We start from the raw sequence: 22845 nt of genomic DNA, 5'->3' as shown, positions 1-22845 counted from the left end.
TTTTTTCGCCATCACAAAATTAAGGCGCCTGCCGCAGTGCGACAGAGCCGGAAAGGAGGACATCTATGGGTGCCAGCGTTGTTCAGCTCACCGAAAGCAAAAATCACATTCAGCAAACCCATCGGGTTTTCGAGATTCAGAAGCAGGCGTTTCACGATCACCCCACACCATCACTTGCCGAGCGTCAGGAAAACCTGGAGCGCCTGAAGCAGGCACTGCTGTCCTACCAGGACCGCATTCTGGAAGCGATAGACCGGGATTTCTCCTGCCGCTCGCGGGATGAATCCCTGATTGCTGAAGTCATGCCTTCTATCCAGGGCATCAACTACACCCAGAAGAATCTCCAGAGCTGGATGAAGCCATCCCGCCGCCATGTATCCATCCTGTTCCGGCCCGCCAGCAACAAGGTCTGCTACCAGCCAAAAGGCGTTGTGGGTGTGATAGTGCCCTGGAACTACCCGCTGTATCTGGCAGTGGGGCCTCTGGTTGCTTCACTTGCAGCCGGCAACCGCACCATGATCAAAATGTCCGAATTCACACCTCACACCTCGGCACTGTTCAAAGAGCTGATTGAGGCCAACTTCCCGGAAGATCTGGTCGCGGTCATTACGGGTGAGGCTGACGTGGCCGCTGATTTTTCAGAGCGCCCGTTCGACCACATGCTGTTCACCGGCTCCACCTCCGTTGGCAAGCTGGTAATGCGCGCCGCCTCTGATAACCTGACTCCGGTAACCCTGGAGCTGGGCGGCAAGTCACCCGCCATAGTATCTCCGGATGTTCCCCTGGAAGATGCAGCCCAACGCATCGCGTTCGGCAAGGCATTCAATGCCGGCCAGACCTGTGTAGCGCCGGATTACGTGCTCTGCCCGGCGGATCGCACCCAGGCCTTTGTTGATGAATTTCGAACGCAGCTGTCAATAATGTATCCCTCACTGCGGGATAACGATGACTACTCAGCCATCATTAATGAACGTCAGTACAATCGCCTGAAAGGTTACCTTGAGGACGCCAAAGCCAAGGGCGCCGAACTGATCGAAATAAACCCGGCAAAAGAAAACATGAGTGACGGAACCCGCAAGATTCCAATAACTCTGGTACTGAAAACCACGCCAGAGATGAAGCTCATGCAGGATGAAATTTTCGGCCCGATCCTTCCGATTGTGAGCTATGGCAATCTGGACGAAGCAATCCAGTTCATCAATGATCGCCCACGTCCATTAGCTCTGTACTTTTTCGGCTACGACCGGGGTCAACAGCACCAGGTGATCGACAACACGCTTTCCGGAGGCATGTGCATTAACGACTCTCTGATGCATGTTGCTCAGGACGATCTCCCCTTCGGCGGTGTGGGCGATTCCGGCATGGGGCATTATCATGGTAAGGAAGGTTTCCTGACCTTCTCGCATCAGCGTGCCATTTTCGCCAAACAGAAGTTCAACAGCGGGAAGTTTGTTTATCCCCCATACGGGACTTCTGCTCACAAAATGATTTACAAGTTCTTTATCCGCTAAGCATCTTGAACGACAACCGGGGCAAGCCTGCCCCGGCGATGGCTATAAACAAAACAAGAGCGAGCCGATTATGACTGACCTCCTCACCCAATCCGAAGGCTTACACTGTGCATCCCTGGACCGGCGCAACTTTCTTCGCACCGGCCTGGGTGGCGCATTGTTTCTGGGCACAGTTAGTTTAACTGCAGGGCTCAGCGGTTGCGCAACGGCGCCCGCCGGGCGGCTTGGTGCCGTTGAAAGCCGCATGGACGCCCGTTACCGCTTCCAGTTTCTGACAACGGATGACATAGAGCTGTTTGAAGCGTTACTCCCGGCCATTCTTGGTTCCGCGCTGCCGGAGCAAGCCAGCGCCAGGCGCATGGCGATTGCCAGCACAGTGGAACGCATAGATGCAGGCATTCATAAATTTGGCCCAGCTAACCAGAAAGAGCTCAGGCAACTGTTTGACCTGCTCAACTTCGGGCTTACCCGAGCCACCATTGCACGGGTCTGGCCGGCCTGGCGTAACGTCACAACCGAGCAGGCTGATGCGTTTTTGCAACGCTGGCGCACAAGCCGCATCGGCCTTCTCAATAACGGCTACATAGCTCTGACCAAAATCAGCAATGTGGCGTTTTACGGCCACCAGGAGAACTGGCAGCTTTCCGGGTATCCCGGACCACCCGAGTGGGCCGTGCAAGCCCTGCCACAATTCCGCAACATCTGACGCTCAGCCTGCAGCTTTAGCCCGCTGCTTTGTCTATATTAGGGAGCCACCATAATGCCGTTCAACGATCGCATTGCCCAAGGCCTGGAATCCGGCTGGAAAGTTATCGACAGCGCCACGCTTACCGAACATCATACTGCCGAGGCGGATGTCGTTATTGTGGGCACCGGGGCAGGTGGTGGCACCACCGCTGAAATTCTCGCCAAAAGCGGGCTCTCCGTCATTCTGGTTGAGGAGGGCCGCCTGTACTATCAGAAAGATTTCAAAATGGACGAACTTGCGTCCTACGCAAACCTCTATCAGGAAGGCATGAGCCGCACCACAAAAGACGGTGCCATTGCGATTTTGCAGGGACGCTGTGTTGGCGGCTCTACAACGGTCAACTGGACCAGCAGCTTTCGCACTCCCGACGAAACACTTAACTACTGGGGTAAGCGGTTTGGCCTTGACGCACTGAGCCCTGATGCCATGGCTCCGTGGTTTGATGGCCGTGAAACCCGCCACTCTATGTCACCCTGGGATATGGACCCCAACCTGAACAACGACATACTTCGACAAGGATGCGAGAAGCTTGGATTTAGCTGGCAAATCATCCCGCGCAACGTTAATGGTTGCTGGAATCTCGGTTACTGCGGCGTAGGCTGCCCAACCAACGCCAAGCAAGGCGCATTGATGACCACCATTCCCGGTGCTCTGGACAACAACGCAACCATGTACCACGGGCTGCGTGCCGAACGACTGGTGATGAACCAGGACCGGATCGAATCCCTGCAAGCTACCGCTATGGCCAGCGATGGCATCACCCCTGGCAAGATTATGGTAACACTCAAGGCCAGGCACTTTGTGGTGGCGGCAAGCGCCATAGGTTCGCCTGGCTTGCTGCTTCGCTCCAAAGTACCTGACCCCTATGAACGTGTTGGCAAGCGCTCCTTTATACACCCGGTTAACGCCAGCGTTGCGCAAATGCCCAAACTGGTGGACCCGTTTTACGGTGCGCCGCAGTCCGTTTATTCCGATGAGTTCAACTTCCGCAACGGCGTAGATGGAGAGATTGGTTACAAACTGGAAGTGCCACCCCTGCATCCGGCCATGTCTGCCGGTGTTGTTCCCGGCCATGGCGACGAACAGGCGAAAAACATGGCTCGACTACCCTGGATGCAGTCGGTTATCGCCCTCATGCGGGACGGTTTTCACGAAGAGAGCCCCGGCGGTACTGTGTCTCTGCGGGACGATGGCAGCCCAATGCTGGATTACCCGATCAGTGACTACCTGTGGAAAGGCCTTCGTGACGCATTTTACACCATGGCTGAAATTCAGTTTGCCGCCGGCGCAGACAAAGTGCGCTTGATGCATCTGGACTCCGATTGGTATTCCAGTTGGGCCGACGCAAAAGCCGCTATTGATGGTTTTGCCATGGCGCCTCACAGGGTCCGCCTGTTCACTGCTCACCAGATGGGGGGCTGCGTTATGGGCAGCAAACCGGAAAATTCTGTGGTCAACGGTTTTGGTGAACACCATCAGGTGAGCAATCTCAGCGTGCACGATGCCTCGATTTTCCCTACCAGCATTGGTGCTAACCCGCAGTTATCGGTTTACGCCCTGGCTGCGCGGAACAGCACCCGGCTGGCTCAGCGATTGCAGACATAGCATTATTGGCAGGCGGCTTGCGGTGCACCAGCGCCGGGCTTCCGACACGCGCTACAGAAACTCATTAAATGCTGATACGCTGGGTACCTGTTAATTAAGGAGCTGTGCATGCCTAAAGTCATTTATCCGGGAACCTTTGACCCGATCACCAACGGCCATACAGATTTGATCAAACGAGCCAGCAACCTGTTTGATGAGGTGGTGGTTGCCGTTGCCTACAATTCCAAGAAACAGCCATTATTCGACCTGGAAGAGCGCTGCGAACTCGTGCGACAAGCAACTGCCGGCATCCCGAATGTCAGCGTGACCGGCTTCAGCTATTTGCTCGCAGACTTTGTTCGCGATCAGAACGCCACAGTGATCTTACGCGGCTTACGGGCGGTTTCCGACTTTGAATACGAGTTTCAGCTTGCGGATATGAATCGCAGCCTGGCGCCGGAACTGGAAAGTGTGTTCCTGACACCTTCCAACCATCTCTCCTACATTTCCTCAAGTCTGATCCGGGAGATTGCCTCCCTTGAGGGAGATGTCTCCGGGTTCGTCGACCCGGTTGTCGAGGCGGCTCTGAAACAAAAATTCAGCGAAGCCTGAAACATCCGCCAGTAACACGAAAAGCCCCGATCGGGGCTTTTCTTTGCGTATACGTCCTTTTTAAAACAGCGGCGGCAGGGGGATTTCCTGGCCGTTAACCTCCACTATCATGTCGCTCAGTTTCGCCGCCAGCATCAGTTGGTCGCCGGCTGAAACCAGAACCCCCTGCTTGACCAGTGGTGCGAGCTGCATACGTACAGCCGGATATTCATCTACCAGAGCAGCAGGTACACTCAGGTTCATATCTCCGGTAAGTTGCTGCATCACCATCAACATGTCGCCTTTCTGAGCTTCGCTCAGCTCAGGATGACTGATCTTTAAATTTCCGGTGATGGCCCCTTCCGGCGTATCCAGAGCCAACTCGGGGAACCCCACCGAAAATCCTGCTGCTGCCAGATTTCGCATGGCTGCATTCACCTGCCCCATGGCCGTCATCTGTCGCTCGAACACTTCGCGGCCACCGGCATTGGGTGCCAGCGCCAGGCTCTGGAGCTCAGCCATGCTGGTGCTCAAACTACCCCAGCTCGAAACATCCAGGTTTTCCAGAGCAAAGGCCAGCTTATGAGGTCCATAGGCCTGATCTTCAAAGCGCACCTTTTCTGCTTCGATCGTCAACCTGGAATCCAGACGCTGCCCGCCATCTTTTGCTTCCGTACTACTGCTCGCCAGCAATGCTTCAATGGTTACACGGGGTGCTTCTGAAGGCGCCAGGACAACAGAAGCAATTGACGCATCCATGGTTCCGGTCCAGACACCGTCCACCAGATGAGTCATATGCTGCTCAATTCGAAAGTTGTCTATACGGATGTCTATATCCGGCCCGGAGAGGCTGATTTGAGGCCAGACAACCAAGGCTTCAGCGCGGGAGCCGGTGTCGTTAATTTCAATCCGTGTAACACCGCCGCTGGTCCTCAGTGACTCACCACTCTCAGGGTTGCTGACATCAATAGCCGGCACTTCCAGCTCAAGCACGGCGGTGCCCCAAAGGCGCGTCTCAACCGTCAGCCTCGGCCGCTCCTGAAACCAGTCGGCGCCTTCAGGCTCCCAGCCTTCAACTGGCTCAAAATCAATAAAGCTGCCAGTAATACCGTGGGTTACACCTGCACGGTATTCTATTCGACGGGTTTCGGCGTTCTCCGGATTAAACACTTCTACAACACCGTTCATATCCGAGCCAAAATAGCCTCTGCGATAGTCTTCGGTCTGCAACTGGATAAACGGCTGCGACTGATTCAGTTCATGGGCAACCTGCTGCCACTGCTGCTCGGTTACATAACCCACGACCCACGGCATTGCGCCAGCGACAACCAGTACACCGGCACCGGCAATGATCCACTTTGCTTTCAAGAACTCTCTCCGTGTAAAAAAAATCAGGGTTTAGCCGTTAGGCGCTCCAGCAGAACCAGCTGCGAAGCCACTCGCTCCTCGCCTTCAGACGGCTGATTCTGAATGTAACTACCATCTGGTTGCAACATCCAGGACTGGCAGTTATCCGCAAGATATGTATCCAGGTCTTCGCGAACCCGCCCTACAAGCTCCGGGTCTTCAATTGGAAATGCTGTCTCAACGCGGCTCAGCAGGTTGCGCTCCATACAGTCCGCACTCGAACAATACACGTCGGGCTTGCCATCGTTACCAAAATAGTAGACCCGGGTGTGCTCCAGAAAGCGCCCCACAATGGAGCGCACACGGATGTTATCCGAAAGCCCCGGGATTCCGGGCCTGATGCTGCATATGCCGCGCACTATCAGATCGACCTGCACCCCGGCCTGGGAGGCCCGGTACAGCGCTTTGATGAGCTGCACTTCTGTGAGCGCGTTGATCTTGAAAATAATGCGCCCGCTTTCTCCCAAGGCCGTTTCGCGCTCCACAAGACTGAGTAATCTCTTGTGAAGCGTAAAGGGTGCGTGAAATAATTTTTTTATTTTCAAAGCTTTGCCCATCCCGGTCAACTGCTGAAACAGTTTGTTGACGTCATCACCGATGGACTCATCACAGGTCATGTAACTGTAATCGGTATACAGGCGCGCATTGACTGCATGGTAGTTGCCGGTTCCCAGATGCACATAGCGACGCAAGCGCCCTTCCTCCCGGCGCACAATCAGTATCATCTTGGTGTGGGTTTTATAGCCCACAACGCCATACACCACTATAACGCCGGCTTCTTGCAACTTGCTTGCCAGCTCCAGGTTCTCAGCCTCGCTGAATCGGGCACGCAACTCCACAACCACGGTGACTTCTTTACCGCGGCGGGCAGCATCTGCCAGCGCTTCAACAATCTCCGAATTGGCGCCGGTGCGGTATAAGGTCTGGCGAATGGCCAGCACTTGCGGATCCTTTGCTGCCTGGCGCAGAAAATCCACAACCGGGCTGAAGTTCTGAAACGGATGATGCAGCAAGATTGGCCGTTTTCGAATGGCATCAAATATGGTTTCTTTGCTGCGGATCTGCCGGGGGATGCTGGGCGAAAAGCTGGAATATAACAGATCCGGGCGATCCACCAAGCCAGTAACGGCCATTAACCGGGTGAGGTTAACCGGGCCATTAACCTGATACAGATCTCTTTGCCCGAGACCAAACTCCGTCAACAAAAACTGCACCAGCTCCTGAGGGCAGTTGTCCGCCACCTCCAGCCGCACGCCGTCACCAAAGCGACGACTAAGTAGCTCACCCCGCAGTGCAGAGGCCAGATCTTCAAGATCGTCCTCCAGCTCCAGGTCGGCGTTACGGGTAAGGCGGAATTGGTAACAGCCTTTGATCTCCATTCCCGGGAACAGCTCATCGGCATGGGCGTGGATGACCGAAGACAGGAAAACCAGATTCTCACCGCCGTTGCATACTTCATCCGGCAAACGCACCAGTCTTGGCAGGGAGCGGGGTGCCGGCACTATGGCCATGCCTGTCTCACGACCAAAGGCATCTTTGCCGTCGAGCTCAACAATGAAATTCAGGCTCTTGTTCACCAGCCGGGGAAAAGGATGCGACGGGTCCAGCCCAATCGGGCTGACCACGGGCAGAATTTCCTCATCAAAATAAGTCCGCACCCACTTCGCCTGCTCCGGCGTCCATTCACGGCGACGGACGAAGTGAATGTTTTCTTTTTCCATCTCCGGAATCAGGACATGATTCAGAATATCGTACTGCTCATCAATGTATTCATGGGCAACACGACTGATCTCACTCAGCGCCTGTTCCGGCATGATGCCATCGGCACCCAGGGTTTCCCGACCGTACTTGATCTGCTGGCGCAGGCCGGCTACCCGTATTTCAAAGAACTCATCCATGTTGCTGCTGAAAATGCAGCAGAAAATCAGCCGGTTAATCAGCGGATGCGTGGTATCAAGCGCCTGCTTCAGTACCCGGTAGTTGAACTGAAGCTGGCTCAGTTCACGGTTGAAGTAGTTTTCACTGGCGTCCAGATCAATCGCTTCGCCTTCGAGTGGAATATCTATGGGGGCAGGTACGCTCTGCCCCCCACCCGCTGTGAGATTTCTGACGATTTCCGCTCTCATGGTGTTTCAGTCCCTGTCTGATTTACCGCCCGGCTGTTCCCGGAGAATACAGATGGCCCATTAACGGGTTCAGCGCTGCTGGTTCCGCATCAAGCGGGCTGCACGAACTGCAAAGTATGTCAGAATGCCGTCTGCTCCGGCACGGCGCATGGACATCAAGCTCTCCATCATTACCGCATCGCCATCCAGCCAGCCATTTTGCTCTGCTGCCATGTGCATGGCGTATTCGCCACTCACCTGATACACAAATGTTGGCACCTGCAATTCGGTTTTTACCCGGTGCACTATGTCCAGATACGGCATTCCCGGCTTGATCATCACCATGTCTGCACCTTCAGCGAGATCCATCATCACTTCCTGGATCGCTTCATTGCTGTTGGCGGGGTCCATCTGGTAGGTCGCCTTGTTGCTCTTGCCCAGGTTAGCGGCAGAGCCGACTGCATCCCGGAAAGGACCGTAGTAACCGGAGGCATACTTGGCGGAATAGGCCAGAATCCGGGTGTTAACATGCCCGGCAGACTCGAGTGCTTCACGGATAGCGGCTACACGACCATCCATCATGTCGGAAGGGGCAACCACATCGGCACCCGCATCCGCATGGGACAGCGCCTGGTTCACCAAGGCTTCTACGGTGACATCGTTCAGCACGTAACCGTCATTGTCGATGATGCCATCCTGCCCATGGGTAGTGAACGGGTCCAGCGCCGCGTCGGTGATAACACCCAGCTCCGGATAGGCTTTCTTCAACGCCCGCACTGCACGCTGAGCCAGCCCGTCAGAATCCCAGGCTCCAGAACCGGACAAGTTCTTTTGTTCTGCAGAAACCACCGGGAACAGTGCTATTGCCGGAATACCCAGCTCCACCAGTTCCGCTGCCTGCTCAACCAGCAGATCAATACTCAGGCGGTCCACGCCAGGCATGGAAGGTACCTGCTCGCGTTGCCCCTCGCCTTCAAGTACAAACACCGGGTAAATCAGGTTGTCTGGCGTCAGTTGGTTTTCCCTGACCAATCGGCGGGAAAAGTCGCTGGCACGATTGCGACGCAAACGGGTAGCAGGAAAAACACGGGGCGTTGATAAAGGCACAGAAAACCTCCTGAATGGCACAACAACGAGTTGGATCGAACATCCCGGCGCCCTGATGGCGCCTTTTCATCCATCATACACCGCCTAAGCCGCTGATTGCAGGCTACCAACGGATACAGGTACTTGCCCTGACATAACCATCAGCCAATGTGCTGGTCCAGGAAACAGGCTTTTCAGAGCACTCTGTTACTGTATGGAATCCAAAGCTCTGACCCGAATACGCTCGGTTTCACTAAAATACTTTTCCCGTAACTGTCTCAAACCTTCTTCGCGCTCAGGTTCAGCCAAACCCGATGCCTTCAGAGCATTGCGCTCCTCGGTGTATAACTGCCATCGCTTATTCCAGCCCTGCTGCTCTGCGTCAAGTTCTTCCAGTCTTTGGGCAGCTTCATCCCCGAACTCCTTCTGCCGCCAGGCTCGCAAAGCGTCCGGATCCTTGGCCATCTGTTCTCGCGCCTGCTCATAGCGTGCAAATTTACGCGTCTCCTGCCGGGCTTGCCGCAAGGGTTCGGGCAGAGCACTTTCAGCCTCAAGGAAGGCGTCCTCACGCTGTTGTTCTGTCAAACTATTATCCCGGCCAATACTTCGCCTTGTGAGCTGAAAGCGGTCTATTGCTTCTTCGTCGGCAAAAAAAGCATCTGCAGTAGGTGCATCCATCCAGGTTCTTCGCAGCGCCTGAATCTCCATCATCCGGCGCTCGATTTCCCCCGGGCTGGAAATCCCTGCTTCTCCGTATGCAGCTTCCAGTTCCGACAGCGCAAGCTTGTAGTCGAGATAGCGGCCGAGGGTGTCAAGCGCCTGCTGTCTTGCGGGCTCTTCCAATACAGAGAGTGCCTGCCGGATTCGCGCTACCAACTGCGGCAACGCCTCTTCACCCAAAGCCGAAAGGTAGTATTCAAACAGCTGCCGCAACTCCCCGGTGGGAACGAGATCCCCAAATCGATCCGTTATCACCCATCCGCCGGGTTCCGAGGTGCCAGCCAGCGAATCTGGCAATTGATCAGGCACATCAAACTCGCTGGAAGCGCCAATCAGTTTTGAGGGTTTTCGAGGGGTCGCTGAGGAGAAATCGGGGCCATTGGTTTGCTTCTCCGAGGAACTGACCGAAGAACGGGTAGAGGTGGGCCTGTCCTGGGCTCCGTCAGCAAGCAGCCAGAGGGCAATCACAACTGCTATGATTACGGGAATGGCAAAAGAGTATCTGGAAGCAGGGTTCATGGTAAAGGACAGATCCGGCCAGGGGTGGCTTGGCGACAATCCCGTAAGCAGGGTTGAAGCATCTTACGCGGATATAATAAACGGAATCAGGGTTTGCGACCGAGACTCAGCGCAAAAACAGGCCAAGGCCCAACCCCGACCAGCTAAAACCTCACTCATGGCTCTAAAAAACAGCGCATGACCAAGCAATAAGCATTTGCTTCAAAACAAAGAATGAATCATTATTCACTAATCATAGGGAACCGGAATGGCTTACCGTGAAACCGAGAAGATGCGGCTGCGCAAAGCGGCCGCACGCCAACGGATCGCTGAGTGCACCTATAAGTGCGTAGCGGAAGGCGGCTTTCGCAACGCAAAGATTACTCACATTGCGAAAGCTGCCAATGTCGCTACGGGAACGATTTACCGTCATTTCGAGTCGAAAGAGGACTTGTTTGCCGAAATATTCCGGGCAGCCACGCAGCGTGAGATAGACAAGGTAACGGAAGCTCTGGCAACGCCGGGAAGCGCCATAGAACAACTGGGAAAAGCATTACGGCAGTTTGCCGAGCGTGCATTGAAAGGCCCCGTTATGGCCTGGTCGCTCATTGCAGAACCGGTGGACCCGAAAGTTGAAGAGGAACGACTGGCTTATCGAAAAGCCTACGCTGACTTGTTTGAACAGGCGATTCGGGAAGGCATCAAAGAAGGGTGCATTCCGGATCAGAACGCCCGCCAAAGCAGCACGTGCCTGGTTGGCGCCATTGCGGAAAGCCTGGTTGGCCCATTATCGCCAACTCAGACCGGGCAGATAGCCGCAAACGAAACTGATAACCATGACCTGCTGGTCGACACCATCATCTGCTTTTGCATACAGGGGTTGACCGGCACCAGGAGTTAGCCATGAACACCCCGCAAGCAAAGGTCGGAATACCTGCACAGAACCATGAAGATCGCTACCTGGCGATCACCCACGAAGTGATCAACCAGCCGCCAGCGCTGGAGAACTACAACCTGTATGAACAGGATGTCGCACTTCAGGAGGCTGTACAACGCGAAGGCGCTGGCACGGCAACAAGCGACCTGTCAGCCTTTGGCGCTCTTGCCGGCAGCGCCGCAACCATTGATTTGGGCTTCAAGGCAAACAACAACAAGCCCGAGTTCAACACCCATGACCGCTTTGGCCACCGCATTGATGAGGTGGACTTCCACCCCTCTTATCACGAACTGATGCGTACGGCCTTCGAGCACGGCCTACACAGTAGCCCTTGGTCAAATCCGGGTAAAGGTGCACAGGTTACCCGTGCAGCAAAATACTACATGCACTCCCAGGTTGAGGCCGCACACTGCTGCCCCGTAACCATGACCTTTGCAGCCATCCCCTCAATCCGCAAACAGCCAGAATTAGCGGCAGCTTGGGAATCGCGAGTTCTTGCCAACAGTTACGACCCCCGCAACGTACCCGATTCCGACAAAAGCTCGGTAACCATCGGCATGGCGATGACCGAAAAACAGGGTGGCAGTGACGTACGCGCCAACAGCACACTAGCCTACCCCACCGGAACCAAAGGCCCTGGCCAGCCATATGAACTGGTTGGCCACAAGTGGTTTGTCTCTGCCCCAATGTGCGATGCCTTTCTGGTACTGGCCCAGGCCCCTGGTGGTTTGTCCTGCTTCCTGATGCCACGCTGGCGCCCGGATGGCACAAAAAACCCCTGGCAGATACAACGCCTGAAAAACAAAATGGGCAACGTCGCCAACGCCTCCAGCGAGGTAGAGTTGCGCGGCGCACTGGCCTGGATGATTGGTGAAGAGGGCCGTGGCGTTCCCACCATTATAGAAATGGTCGCCATGACCCGCTTTGACTGCATGATTGGCAGCTCAGCCGGCATGCGCCAGGCAGTAGCACAGGCCACCCACCACAGCCGCCACCGCAGCGCCTTCGGCCGCCGGCTCATCGACCAGCCCCTGATGCAAAACGTACTGGCTGATCTGGCTCTGGAAAACGAAGCTGCACTCGCCTACACACTGCGAGTCGCCAACGCCCTCGACAACCAGGATCAGGAACACGAACGATTGCTGGCTCGCCTTGCAACACCCGTAGGCAAATACTGGATTTGCAAGCGCACACCCAACCACGCCTACGAAGCCATGGAATGCATTGGCGGCAGCGGCGTAATGGAAGACTGCATCATGCCCCGCTTGTTCCGCGAATCACCGGTGAACGCGATCTGGGAGGGCAGCGGCAACATCCAATGCCTGGACACCCTGCGCGCCATCCACAAAGAGCCAGAAAGCCTCGACGCCTTCTTCCTGGAAGCCGCCAAAGCAAAAGGCGCAGACCGTCGCTTCGACCAATTCCTGGCACAACTGCAAAATGACTTCGCAGACATCAGCGATTTCGAATACCGCGCCCGCAACCTGGTAGACCGCCTGGCCTTGGTGATGCAGGCCTCCCTGCTGCTACGCAACGGCGATAAAGCCGTAGCCGATGCCTTCTGTGCCTCTCGGCTACAATCCAATGGCGGCATGAACTACGGCAACCTGCCCTCAGGCATTGATGCTGCAGCTATTATCAAGAGGGCAACGCCTGTAGTAGGCTAAGTAAAACGGAATCTCACGATTCATTTGGGAAGCAGGCGGAACACAGCCTCCGACATTACGCGCAGCCGAGGTGGCGCATGCCAAAACCCGAAAGGGTGAGCGGCAGCGACCACCCGGAATCGTCGAAAACCAGGGACGGTTTTCGACGAGCGTGCAGGGATGCATTCACTGCGTATTCCGGGTGGTCGCTACCGCTCGCCCAAACTCCACAGCAAGGCGCCACGAACCATGTCCGAAACACTCAGAAACCTGCTCAAAGAAGGCAAAGCACCTCAACATAACACCGCGATTACCCCCCACGTGGGCGTACTCATCCTGCACTTCCAGCTCTACGGCTGCGAAGACCTCAAGGCCAAACGCAAAGTCTTCACCCCGCTGCGCGCCGTATGGGGTAAAGAACCCGACCTGGCCGTGGCCGAAACAGCCGACCTGGAAGCCCTCGACTGCGCCACCTGGACCATCGCAGCGCTCGGAACCTCCTCGCAGCAAATCACCCAACGCCTGGACCAGGTAGAGAAAGCCATTCAGGAAAAGGTCGATGCTGCCATACTCGACATACACCGGGAAATCCTCTGATAAAGCCCAGTGGCACAACATTTGAGCAGCCCGTATACTACGCCCCCTCAGGGATGTCAGCGTGCCTGTGTACTACTGGCGCTATCTAAACAATGCCGGGATCAGACACCGGCTGAATTCGTCGGGCACCCGGAATCTGCCCTACGGATGACCACTAATTGCGTGTGGTATCTATGACCGGCAAGAAAAAAACCGCCAAGGCCTCAATTGAAGCCATGTATCGCGTGTTCACTGTGCCCGAGGCACCGGAGTCCACGCTCAGCCGTATTGACCAGAACATTTCCCGCAATCTTGCAGGCTTCCTGCAGGAGCATATCGTTGCGGTTGAACGGGATCTTGCAGACGTCGAGAAAAACTTTTCCGACTATGCCATTCCGGAAAAGCCTGTGTTCGTGTCCGAGCAAGCGCAATTCCTGCTCGACAAACTGGTTGCCAACTCGGTTCACACTGCCTCGCCTGCCTTTATTGGCCACATGACCTCAGCGCTGCCCTACTTCATGCTGCCGCTGTCGAAAATCATGATCGCGCTGAACCAGAACCTGGTAAAAACCGAAACCTCCAAGGCTTTTACGCCTATGGAGCGACAGGTTCTGGGTATGATCCACCGGTTGGTTTACCAGGAAGACGGCGCCTTTTACCGGAAGTGGATGCACGACCCCCGCTATGCCCTTGGCGCCATGTGCTCCGGAGGTACTGTGGCCAACCTGACCGCACTCTGGGTAGCCCGTAACCGCGCATTCCCGCCCGAAGGCAGCTTCCGTGGCCTGCATCAGGAAGGCCTGTTCCGCGCCCTGAAATATTACGGCTACGAAGGCGCCGCTATAGTGGTGTCACGACGTGGCCATTATTCGTTGGGCAAAGCAGCGGACGTGTTAGGCCTGGGCCGTGAATCTCTGGTGGCAGTCGACACAGATGACAGCAATAAAATCCAGACCGACGCCCTGCGCGAAAAGTGCCTGGAACTACAGAAACAGAAAATCAAGGTTATGGCCATTTGTGGCATTGCCGGCACTACAGAAACTGGCAACGTAGACCCTCTGGACGCTATGGCGGACATAGCGCGGGAGTTCGGCGCTCACTTTCACGTGGATGCCGCCTGGGGCGGTCCAACCCTGTTTTCCAGGAGTTACCGTCATTTGTTGCGCGGCATAGAAAAGGCAGATTCCGTTACCTTCGATGCCCACAAGCAATTGTATGTGCCTATGGGTGTCGGCTTGGTGGTGTTCAAAGACCCTGACCTTGCCAGCGCCGTTGAGCACCACGCCCAATACATCATCCGCAAAGGCTCCCGCGATCTGGGCTCGACCACACTGGAAGGCTCGCGCCCCGGCATGTCCATGCTGATTCATTCAGGCCTGAAAATCCTGGCCCGGGAAGGCTACGAGATACTGATCGACCAGGGCATTGAAAAGGCCGCCACTTTCGCCGAAATGATCGAGGCCCAACCAGACTTTGAGCTGGTGACCCGGCCTGAGCTGAACATTCTTACCTACCGTTACTGCCCGGAAAACGTGCAGCAAGCTTTGGCTTTGGCTGATCCTCTGCAGGCGGAAAAACTGAACGCCTGCCTGAACAGCATCACCAAATTTGTTCAGAAAACCCAGCGGGAGCGGGGTAAGGCGTTTGTCTCGAGAACCCGTCTGGAGCCGGCGCATTACTATCACTTCCCATGCATTGTATTCCGGGTGGTTCTGGCGAACCCTCTGACCACGCCTGAAATACTGGCTGACATTCTGGAAGAGCAGCGAGAGCTTTCGGGGGAAGAAGACATTCAGGATGAAATCAGGATACTGCATCAGATGGCGGGTGCGGTGCTGAAGCAGCATGAGCAGGGTCAGAAGCAGGCCTGAGGCAGGCAGCTCAGCAGATTCGGTGAGCGGTTTCTGAAACCGCAAGGGCGGCAGAAGAGTTTCCAAAACACGCTGTGAATACATCCCTGTACGCTCGGCTCCGCCATCCATGGCTCCGCACGGTTTTGGAAACTCTTCTGCCGCCCTTGCTCTGTACTAGTCTCTAACCGCTGATCACAAAGAAAAGATGATCAATAAAGCGCCTCTTCGTCGTCCAGCACTTCGTCAATAATTTCCAGAAACATTCGATCCGCATCGCTCCACTTTTCCGGAATTCGAATGGTCGTGTTGGCGCTGATCTCCCGGGCGATCAGTTCATCGGAATCAGGCTCCGAGCGGTACTTGCGGGCAATGTCGATGGACTTTACCGCAATGGTCGGATCGCTCAACACCTTCTTGATGAACACTCTGAGCTCATCAATCACCTTGGCCTGACGACGGCTTTCAATCGGTGTACTCATACCTCACCCTCCGGGGCAAATAAGTTCCGGGGGAGCAAAAAGCTCCCGTATCATAAACACAGTATGATCAAACCCACGTGTTACAACCAGCCAACACGTCAGACAAACAGCCCACGCAAAGTGAAAAACAGCATAGCCGCCATAATGGCCGATGCGGGCACTGTGATAATCCAGGCAGCCGCTATACGCACAAGGTGTGATCGCTTAACCATTTCTTCTTTGTAGATCTTTTTTAGACGCTTGCGGTCTGACTTGGTCAGAGGCACATGCTTCTTTTTCTTGGCGCGCTTGAGAAGCTTTTCCATCTCTTCTACAGACGCGTTGCGGAAGTCATCCAGAAAAGGCTTGAGGCGTTCAAGATCGTCTTCATCACGCTCTTCCATGATCTTGTGCAGCTGGGTCGCGTAATTGGATTTCAGGTATTCACGCAGGAAGCCAACACCGAAAACGCCACCAATAGCAATGTGCGTGGAGCTCACAGGCAAGCCCAACTGCGATGCCAAAATCACTGTCAGCGCCGCTGACAGTGCAATACAGAAGGCGCGGGTCTTATCCAGTTCGGTAATTTCGCTGCCAACAGTTTTGATAAGGCGCGGGCCAAACAGCATGAGCCCAACCGTCAAACCCAAAGCACCAATCATCATCACCCATAACGGAATACTTGAGGCCGTTACTATCGCGCCGTTGGATAACGCATCGTTGATGGCAGCAAGAGGACCAATTGCGTTCGCTACGTCGTTTGCACCATGAGCAAAGCTCAACAATGCTGCAGCGAATATCAGCGGCCAGGTGAACAGGGAGTTCACGCCACCCGCGCTGTTTTCCATTGTCGCGGCCTTGCGCGCAGCCAGCGTACGAACAATGAAAAATGCAATGACAGCAGCAACCAGGCCAACCAGTGACGCCTCAAGAAAGTCCACCCTGATAATTTTCTTTACACCTTTGATCATCAAGTACGTACCGAAGGCCCAGGCCATGATGGCCACAAGCCAGGGAACGAACACGCGGGCAGCGGGAATGACATTTTTCCGGTACAACACCGTTTTGTTGATGATAAAGAGCAGCAGGGCAGCCAGTGCGCCACCAAGTACTGGTGAAATAACCCAGCTACCGGCAATTTTTGCCATAACAAACCAATCTGCAATACCCCAGCCACCCGCAGCAATGCCTGCGCCGAGAACGCCCCCCACAATGGAGTGAGTGGTGGACACCGGAGCTCCCATCCAGGTCGCCAGGTTAAGCCAGAGAGCGCCAGCCAGCAGTGCGGCTGTCATCAGCCAGACAAAAGCTCGGCCATCTTCCAGGCTTGTGGGGTCTATAATGCCGCCTTTGATGGTAGAGACAACGTCACCACCGGCAATCAGTGCACCGGCAGATTCAAAAATGCCGGCAAGGATAACGGCGGCACCCAGAGACAAGGCACCGGAACCAACGGCAGGGCCGACGTTGTTAGCAACGTCATTTGCACCTATGTTGATCGCCATGTAGCCGCCAATGACTGCTGCAGCCATTAACAGCGCGCTATTGGGCATCCCCTCACTGAAGGAGCCCACCACGAGCCAGACACCGAGCAGAAACAACAGACTGAACCCGATCCGGTATCGTTCCGTAGTTTTGCTAGTAAGAAGGGTATCCAGAAATCCGCTTGAACGGGCCATAACAGAAAAGGTCTCATTTGAACTGAATGGAGATCGAACAGCCTTGCTGCGCGCAACTATAAATTTTTTGCCCCCAAATTGAAACAGATGTGCTTCTACGCGACCCGATCACAGAATAAACCCGTAGTAGATGCATACCTATCGTTGTCTGATTCATAATGAGCGAATAACCAGGTTGCCACGAAATAGCCTCGCGTCTATAAACAGAGCCACTATGACCAAACTCTCTTCTTTGGGCTACCAAGCTGCGCAGGAACACGAAAGCGCACAGATATCATTAGTGCTGACGTGGCTGTCACTCGCGGCGCTTCTGACCTTGTCAGGCATCGGCACCAAAGCCTGGCTCTCAGAATACTACAACCACGCCCTGATCCTGTGGGGTTTTACTGTTCCGGTTGTGGTTAACATGGCCTGGTTTGCCAAATCCCGTAACCGCAACACGCAAAAACTCGGGCTTTTGTTGACAGTCAGCCTGCTTTTTTCTTACCTCATCGCCTCTGGTGGCGAAAGCAATACCGGCCCTCTTTGGTTTTATGTGTTCCCGCCTCTATTGTTTTTCCTCACCAATCTCAAAACCGGCACCTTGATTCTGCTGTTGGTCTATCTGGTGGCGATTATTGTGTTCCAGTTTCCCGGCCTTCCATTTGTGCTGGCGGAGTACGACAGCGACTTCAAACTCCGTTTTTTCGCAACACTGACCTTCGAATCGATTTTTTGTTTTGTCCTGGAAACAAGCAGGTTAAAGGCTCGAAACGAACTTCTGGATCTCGCACTGACCCATGAACATGCCGCAAAAACCGACGAACTTACTGGACTATCCAACAGGCGGGACATGTTAAACCGCTTGTCAGAAGAGTTTTCACGGTATCAGCGCACCGGGCATCATTTTTCAATTGTCCTGATCGATCTGGATCTGTTCAAGAATATCAATGATGAGTATGGCCACAGCGCGGGTGATGCGGCCCTGAAGCAGTTTGCAAAAATAGTGTTATCCGTCATCCGGCAGACCGATGTGGCCGCACGGTGGGGTGGCGAGGAATTCCTGCTGCTATTACCAGACACCTCCCTGATTCCAGCCCTCACACTGGCAGAGCGCCTGCGTTGCGAGGTGGCAGAAGACAGGTTCAGCTTTCGCGGGCAGGATTTACCCATCACCATGAGTGCAGGTATATGCTCGGTGGCTCAGGCAGATTCCATTGACAGCATGCTCCGGCAAGCGGATTTGCAGCTCTACAGCGCCAAGGAAGCCGGCCGTAACCGGATTGCACCCCGGGTGCGCAGCCAGGCCACCGGCGCCCGAAGTGCGCCAGGCACTTGAGACCTCCAGGTCTGACGGCTAGTATCCCGCGCTACAGTTAACCCGGAAGCCGCTTTGCATTAAACAGGAAACCACATGACAGACATTCGTATTCTGGTAGGCAGCGTCTATGGAGGCGCACTGATGACTGCCAGAGCCATCAAACACACATTAGAGGCCGAAGGCTATGCAGTCCTGGTTCTGGAGAACCCGGTGCTGGATGATATAACGGCTGACACATCCCCCCTGCTGGTCTGCACCTCCACCACGGGTCAGGGAGAGGTTCCTGCGAACCTGCTGCCCTTTTACGCAGCCTTGCGAGATCAGTTGCCACAACAGCCAGGGCGCCCCTTTGGTGTTATTGTTCTGGGGGACAGCTCCTACGGCGACACCTTTTGCGGTGCCGGCGAACTGATGGAAGAAGCGCTGTATGAAACCGCTGCCCGCAAGGTTGGTGAAACCCTGTGCATTGACGCGTTGGAAACCCTGGACCCGGAAGATGAAGCTCTGCCCTGGGTGCGCGAATGGGTATCTGCTGTGTTTCCACAAGAGTGACTTGAGTCACTATTGCCGGCAGCTCATGCTGGCTTAATAACAGTCACAACAAACGGTGAATCGTGACAAGGTTCCAGAAGTCTCGCATTCTGGCAGTGTTTATGCTGCTTTTGTCCCTGGCGTTGTCCTGCCAGGGCGCTGAGACTTTTCGTTTTCCCGATGTGGAGTTTCTGCGTGTGCCGCCCGACGTTCAAATGTCACCCCTTGAAGCGGCCGCTTCGGATGACTGGCAGCGCCTCAAAAACAACAGCCCGAATTTTGGCTACACCCAGGATACCGTATGGTTTCGTTTTGAGGTGCCTGCGAACCCTGAGGTGGATTTACTGGAACTCGCGTACTCTCAGCTCGACCAGGTTACTTTCTACCTCATTGAAAGCGGTGAGCTCGTCGACACCGTCATAACTGGGGATCGCTACCCGTTTACCCAGCGCCCCATTCTCAATCGCCACTTTCTGTTTCCGTTCAGCCCGGGTATCACCGAAAATCGGCAAATTCTTCTGAAAATCCGAACCGGCGGCACGCTTCAAGCACCCTTGGCCCTTTGGAACACCCAGGCCTTCTTTGAGCACGCCTCCGTTGAAGAGCAGCTACATGCCGTCTATTACGGAATACTGATCAGCGTTATTTTCTTCAACTTGTTTGTTTTTCTTTCCCTTCGTGAACCCCTTTACTTGTTTTACGTGCTTTCAACGCTCGGCTACCTGCTATTGATCAGCAATATTAACGGAACCGCCTATCAGCTGATCTGGCCCGAAAGCCCGGAAATACAGAATCGCGCCATGCTGTTCACGGTTCCTCTGGCTGTGATATTCACATTGCTGTTCTCACGCAGCTTCCTCAAGCTCAAGCAGACGGCCCCAAACCTCAATCGCATTGTGCTTGGCTTCATTACGGTGAATGCCGCCATAACGATCGTGACGGGCTTTATAGATTACAGCAGCGCCATCCGGATCACCGTTGCCATGGCAATCCCAAGCACCTTGTTGCTCACCGCGATAGGCCCATTACAGTGGGCCCGGGGAAATCCTCAAGCCGGCTATTACACCATAGCGTGGGGCGCACTATCCCTGGGCAGCGCCATTACGGCGGCCAACAAATACGGCCTGCTCCCCAACAATTTCATTACCACTTACGGCATGGAAATTGGCTCAACGTTTGAAGCAATGCTGCTCGCCCTGGCTCTGGCTGCGCGCATTTATCAGGAGCGCCATGAAAAGGTGGTAGCCCGCGAAGCGGAGCTGAAGGCCATGGCCGCCCGGCGCTCCGCAGAACTCAAACTGATTGAAAGCGCGCTACACAACTCTCTCACCGGCCTTCCCAATCGCACCAATTTTGAAATGCAGGTGAATGACCTGGTTCACCAGGCGCCCGACACGCGACACGGTATAGTGGTTATCCACTTCAACAACCTGCAGTCTGTAACCAAGACACTGGGGCACCAAAACAGCGACCTGATACTGGAACTGGCCTCAAAAAACCTGAACGCAATCGCCAGCCAGGTACCTGGTATCATTTCTCTTGGCAAACATAACGGGCGCAGTTTTTCCGTAGCCTCACTCGACTCGGAAACCCTGGCCTGTGTGGTAGATGCCAATACCACAGAGCTCGCACCCAGAGCTGTTGTGCGGGCGCTGGAGGCTATCCGTAGCCCGGTTGATTATCTGGGCATGCATATTCCGCTGAACGCCCAGCTTGGCGTCGCTGTTTCGCCGGTTCATGGAACTGATGCTACTTCCTTGATTCGCAAGGCTTCAATTGCGGAGGGTTCAGACCGTGCCCACGATCGTGGAATTGCCTATTACAAGCCATCCATAGATTCATACAGTGCCAGCCGGCTCACCATGGTTTCAGAGTTACAGAAAGCGCTCGTAAATAATGAGCTAGCGCTTAATTTGCAGCCAAAGCTGGATCTGCGCACAGGCAGGATCACTGGCATGGAAGCCCTCATTCGCTGGCCAGCGCGAGAACAACCCGCTCCAGCGGACCAGATCATCACGCTGGCTGAACAGACAGGGCTGATCAAACCACTCACCCGCTGGGTACTGGAGCAGTCACTAGAGCTACGGAACCGTCTGCTTGAACGTGGGCAGCTTCTCGACCTGTCGGTGAACATCTCACCCAACAACCTTCGGGAACCGGATTTTCCGGTTTTTGTAAAACGCTTGATGGGCGCTCATTTGCAACACAAAGGCGCGATTATCTTCGAGGTCACAGAAACATCAATGATGCAGGACCCCGTCAATGCCTTGAAAGCCCTTAACTCACTGGCTGATGCGGGCATCCCGATGTCCATTGACGATTTTGGTTCTGGCTACTCGTCACTTTCCTACATCAAGCAGTTGCCCGCCAGTGAAATCAAGATTGACCGTTCGCTTATAACCGACCTGGCCACCCGGGAAGAAGACAGGGTTATTGTCCAGACCACCATCAACATGTGCCACAGTTTGGGCTACCTTGTTGTAGCCGAGGGTGTGGAAAACGAGGCCACTGCAGCCATCCTGAAGGAAATGGGCTGCGACATGATTCAGGGCTATTTGCTGAGCCCGCCATTGCCGTTTGAACAAATGCTGACCTGGCTTACACAAAGGCAGGACACTATTACCAAACAGTACGCACCGGATAATATTCGGTAGCCGCTACCAGGCTATCAGCGCCGACGAATCAACGCTTCCTGCGTTGCGGATGCTACTAGCACCCCCTCCTGATTGAAGAAGTTGCCACGATTGAACCCCCGCCCGGAAGAGGCGCTCGGGCTGTCCTTGTCATAAAGCAGCCAATCCTCCATGCGGAAGTCACGGTGGAACCATATGGCATGATCAAGGCTTGCTGCCTGCAGCTCCTTGTTCATAAACGATACGCTATGGGGGTTAAGGGATGTTCCCAAAAACGAAAAATCCGATGCGTAGGTGAGCAGGCAGCGGTGTAAAACCGGGTCATTCGGTAAAGGGCCCAAAGCCCGGATCCAGCTTTGCTTATGGGGTGGGCGCTTGTCAGGCTTAAACGGATTCGTGGGGTTTACAGGCCGGATTTCTATAGGGCGGTCACGTGTCATGATCTCTCGTATGGCTTCTGGCGCCTGCGAGGCCATCATCTTGCCCCAATCCTGCTCCGAACGCAGGGTTTCAGGGTCTGGGGCAGCAGGCATCTCTGCCTGGTGCTCAAGGCCTTCCTCAAAGACATGGAAGGACATGGACCCCGTCAGAATTTCCTTGCCATCCTGGCGGGCAATGACCCGGCGAACAGAAAAACTCCGACCATCACGCACCCGCTGAACCTCATAATCAATGGGCATATGCTGGTTACCCGGGCGCAGAAAATAGGCATGCATAGAGTGGCAGAGGCGACCTTCAACCGTATGGCTAGCGGCCATCAAAGCCTGCCCGAGAACTTGGCCTCCAAACACGTGGGGGAACCCTAAATCCTGGCTGTCGCCACGGTAGTGATTATCACTAATGGGTGCCAGGTAAAGCAATTCCACCAGCTTTTTGGTAATTTCAAGCATGCCTGCTCCTGTTGATTCGTTAGCACACGAAGGGTTTTCTACCGCAAGCCGGGGACTTTCGCAATAATAAAGTCGCCCGCGCCTGCGGGAGG

Annotated in this window: 18 protein-coding genes; 11 read left to right on the top strand and 7 right to left on the bottom strand. The window is 54.8% G+C overall.

All coding sequences use genetic code 11. The features are described 5' to 3' along the window. Positions 1 to 65 precede the first annotated feature (65 nt). The 4 genes from CDH47_RS01150 to coaD all read left to right on the top strand — a co-directional run bounded on the left by CDH47_RS01150 (position 66) and on the right by coaD (position 4455). Complete coding sequence (locus CDH47_RS01150) at positions 66 to 1511, top strand: coniferyl aldehyde dehydrogenase (protein ID WP_100637996.1); 1446 nt, start codon at positions 66 to 68, stop codon at positions 1509 to 1511. Between the two features lie 70 nt (positions 1512 to 1581). After that, the gene (locus CDH47_RS01145; protein WP_100637995.1) at positions 1582 to 2217 is read left to right on the top strand and encodes a hypothetical protein; all 636 of its coding nucleotides are present in this window, start codon (positions 1582 to 1584) and stop codon (positions 2215 to 2217) included. Positions 2218 to 2271: 54 nt separating this feature from the next. Next, on the top strand, positions 2272 to 3864 hold the full coding sequence (locus CDH47_RS01140; RefSeq protein WP_100637994.1) for a GMC family oxidoreductase N-terminal domain-containing protein: 1593 nt from the start codon (positions 2272 to 2274) through the stop codon (positions 3862 to 3864). Positions 3865 to 3972: 108 nt separating this feature from the next. Next, the gene (gene coaD, locus CDH47_RS01135) at positions 3973 to 4455 is read left to right on the top strand and encodes a pantetheine-phosphate adenylyltransferase (RefSeq protein WP_100637993.1); all 483 of its coding nucleotides are present in this window, start codon (positions 3973 to 3975) and stop codon (positions 4453 to 4455) included. 60 nt (positions 4456 to 4515) lie between these two features. Here the strand turns inward: coaD and CDH47_RS01130 are convergent, their stop codons facing one another. The 4 genes from CDH47_RS01130 to CDH47_RS01115 all read right to left on the bottom strand — a co-directional run bounded on the left by CDH47_RS01130 (position 4516) and on the right by CDH47_RS01115 (position 10271). Further along, entirely contained in the window at positions 4516 to 5802 is a 1287-nt protein-coding gene (locus CDH47_RS01130; protein WP_100637992.1) for a DUF945 family protein, read from the bottom strand. A 23-nt stretch (positions 5803 to 5825) separates the two neighbouring features. Then, positions 5826 to 7967, bottom strand: a complete 2142-nt coding sequence (gene ppk1 / locus CDH47_RS01125; protein WP_100637991.1) for a polyphosphate kinase 1 — start codon at positions 7965 to 7967, stop codon at positions 5826 to 5828. 69 nt (positions 7968 to 8036) lie between these two features. Beyond that, the gene (gene hemB, locus CDH47_RS01120) at positions 8037 to 9053 is read right to left on the bottom strand and encodes a porphobilinogen synthase (RefSeq protein WP_100637990.1); all 1017 of its coding nucleotides are present in this window, start codon (positions 9051 to 9053) and stop codon (positions 8037 to 8039) included. 186 nt (positions 9054 to 9239) lie between these two features. Beyond that, positions 9240 to 10271, bottom strand: coding sequence for a lipase secretion chaperone (locus CDH47_RS01115; protein WP_100637989.1), 1032 nt, complete (start codon positions 10269 to 10271; stop codon positions 9240 to 9242). A 247-nt stretch (positions 10272 to 10518) separates the two neighbouring features. Between CDH47_RS01115 and CDH47_RS01105 the strand changes: the two genes are divergently transcribed. The 4 genes from CDH47_RS01105 (at position 10519) to panP (ending at position 15280) form a co-directional block, all read left to right on the top strand. Then, on the top strand, positions 10519 to 11151 hold the full coding sequence (locus CDH47_RS01105; protein ID WP_100637987.1) for a TetR/AcrR family transcriptional regulator: 633 nt from the start codon (positions 10519 to 10521) through the stop codon (positions 11149 to 11151). 2 nt (positions 11152 to 11153) lie between these two features. Further along, on the top strand, positions 11154 to 12854 hold the full coding sequence (locus CDH47_RS01100) for an isovaleryl-CoA dehydrogenase (protein WP_100637986.1): 1701 nt from the start codon (positions 11154 to 11156) through the stop codon (positions 12852 to 12854). 228 nt (positions 12855 to 13082) lie between these two features. Further along, complete coding sequence (locus CDH47_RS01095) at positions 13083 to 13430, top strand: DUF503 domain-containing protein (protein WP_100637985.1); 348 nt, start codon at positions 13083 to 13085, stop codon at positions 13428 to 13430. Between the two features lie 173 nt (positions 13431 to 13603). After that, complete coding sequence (gene panP / locus CDH47_RS01090; protein WP_100637984.1) at positions 13604 to 15280, top strand: pyridoxal-dependent aspartate 1-decarboxylase PanP; 1677 nt, start codon at positions 13604 to 13606, stop codon at positions 15278 to 15280. 191 nt (positions 15281 to 15471) lie between these two features. On the opposite strand, the gene CDH47_RS01085 is transcribed toward panP, so the two are convergent. Together CDH47_RS01085 and CDH47_RS01080 are read right to left on the bottom strand one after the other, a co-directional pair. Then, positions 15472 to 15741, bottom strand: a complete 270-nt coding sequence (locus CDH47_RS01085; RefSeq protein ID WP_100637983.1) for a hypothetical protein — start codon at positions 15739 to 15741, stop codon at positions 15472 to 15474. A gap of 98 nt (positions 15742 to 15839) precedes the next feature. Next, positions 15840 to 17399, bottom strand: a complete 1560-nt coding sequence (locus tag CDH47_RS01080) for an inorganic phosphate transporter (protein WP_100637982.1) — start codon at positions 17397 to 17399, stop codon at positions 15840 to 15842. A 214-nt stretch (positions 17400 to 17613) separates the two neighbouring features. Between CDH47_RS01080 and CDH47_RS01075 the strand changes: the two genes are divergently transcribed. The 3 genes from CDH47_RS01075 to CDH47_RS01065 all read left to right on the top strand — a co-directional run bounded on the left by CDH47_RS01075 (position 17614) and on the right by CDH47_RS01065 (position 21884). After that, complete coding sequence (locus CDH47_RS01075) at positions 17614 to 18717, top strand: GGDEF domain-containing protein (RefSeq protein WP_100637981.1); 1104 nt, start codon at positions 17614 to 17616, stop codon at positions 18715 to 18717. Between the two features lie 75 nt (positions 18718 to 18792). After that, the gene (locus CDH47_RS01070; protein WP_100637980.1) at positions 18793 to 19251 is read left to right on the top strand and encodes a flavodoxin domain-containing protein; all 459 of its coding nucleotides are present in this window, start codon (positions 18793 to 18795) and stop codon (positions 19249 to 19251) included. A gap of 62 nt (positions 19252 to 19313) precedes the next feature. Beyond that, a complete protein-coding gene (locus tag CDH47_RS01065) occupies positions 19314 to 21884 on the top strand; it encodes an EAL domain-containing protein (RefSeq protein ID WP_338037989.1) in 2571 nt (856 codons plus the stop codon). Positions 21885 to 21898: 14 nt separating this feature from the next. On the opposite strand, the gene tesB is transcribed toward CDH47_RS01065, so the two are convergent. Next, positions 21899 to 22753 (bottom strand): acyl-CoA thioesterase II, encoded by an 855-nt coding sequence (gene tesB / locus CDH47_RS01060; protein WP_100637978.1) that lies wholly within the window; start codon positions 22751 to 22753, stop codon positions 21899 to 21901. Between the last annotated feature and the right edge of the window lie 92 nt (positions 22754 to 22845).

It is taken from the genome of Marinobacter salexigens (assembly GCF_002806945.1).
Classification (GTDB): domain Bacteria; phylum Pseudomonadota; class Gammaproteobacteria; order Pseudomonadales; family Oleiphilaceae; genus Marinobacter; species Marinobacter salexigens.
Note: the sequence above shows the minus strand (reverse complement) of the source record. Positions and strands in the feature narration are given on the sequence as shown.

What these genes read in the sequence shown, in the direction of transcription:
- CDH47_RS01150 (WP_100637996.1), top strand. Translation starts at nt 66, where the DNA reads ATGGGTGCCAGCGTTGTTCAGCTCACCGAAAGCAAAAATCACATTCAG.
- CDH47_RS01145 (WP_100637995.1), top strand. Translation starts at nt 1,582, where the DNA reads ATGACTGACCTCCTCACCCAATCCGAAGGCTTACACTGTGCATCCCTG.
- CDH47_RS01140 (WP_100637994.1), top strand. Translation starts at nt 2,272, where the DNA reads ATGCCGTTCAACGATCGCATTGCCCAAGGCCTGGAATCCGGCTGGAAA.
- coaD (WP_100637993.1), top strand. Translation starts at nt 3,973, where the DNA reads ATGCCTAAAGTCATTTATCCGGGAACCTTTGACCCGATCACCAACGGC.
- ppk1 (WP_100637991.1), bottom strand. Translation starts at nt 7,967, where the DNA reads ATGAGAGCGGAAATCGTCAGAAATCTCACAGCGGGTGGGGGGCAGAGC.
- CDH47_RS01115 (WP_100637989.1), bottom strand. Translation starts at nt 10,271, where the DNA reads ATGAACCCTGCTTCCAGATACTCTTTTGCCATTCCCGTAATCATAGCA.
- CDH47_RS01105 (WP_100637987.1), top strand. Translation starts at nt 10,519, where the DNA reads ATGGCTTACCGTGAAACCGAGAAGATGCGGCTGCGCAAAGCGGCCGCA.
- CDH47_RS01100 (WP_100637986.1), top strand. Translation starts at nt 11,154, where the DNA reads ATGAACACCCCGCAAGCAAAGGTCGGAATACCTGCACAGAACCATGAA.
- CDH47_RS01095 (WP_100637985.1), top strand. Translation starts at nt 13,083, where the DNA reads ATGTCCGAAACACTCAGAAACCTGCTCAAAGAAGGCAAAGCACCTCAA.
- panP (WP_100637984.1), top strand. Translation starts at nt 13,604, where the DNA reads ATGACCGGCAAGAAAAAAACCGCCAAGGCCTCAATTGAAGCCATGTAT.
- CDH47_RS01085 (WP_100637983.1), bottom strand. Translation starts at nt 15,741, where the DNA reads ATGAGTACACCGATTGAAAGCCGTCGTCAGGCCAAGGTGATTGATGAG.
- CDH47_RS01080 (WP_100637982.1), bottom strand. Translation starts at nt 17,399, where the DNA reads ATGGCCCGTTCAAGCGGATTTCTGGATACCCTTCTTACTAGCAAAACT.
- CDH47_RS01075 (WP_100637981.1), top strand. Translation starts at nt 17,614, where the DNA reads ATGACCAAACTCTCTTCTTTGGGCTACCAAGCTGCGCAGGAACACGAA.
- CDH47_RS01070 (WP_100637980.1), top strand. Translation starts at nt 18,793, where the DNA reads ATGACAGACATTCGTATTCTGGTAGGCAGCGTCTATGGAGGCGCACTG.
- tesB (WP_100637978.1), bottom strand. Translation starts at nt 22,753, where the DNA reads ATGCTTGAAATTACCAAAAAGCTGGTGGAATTGCTTTACCTGGCACCC.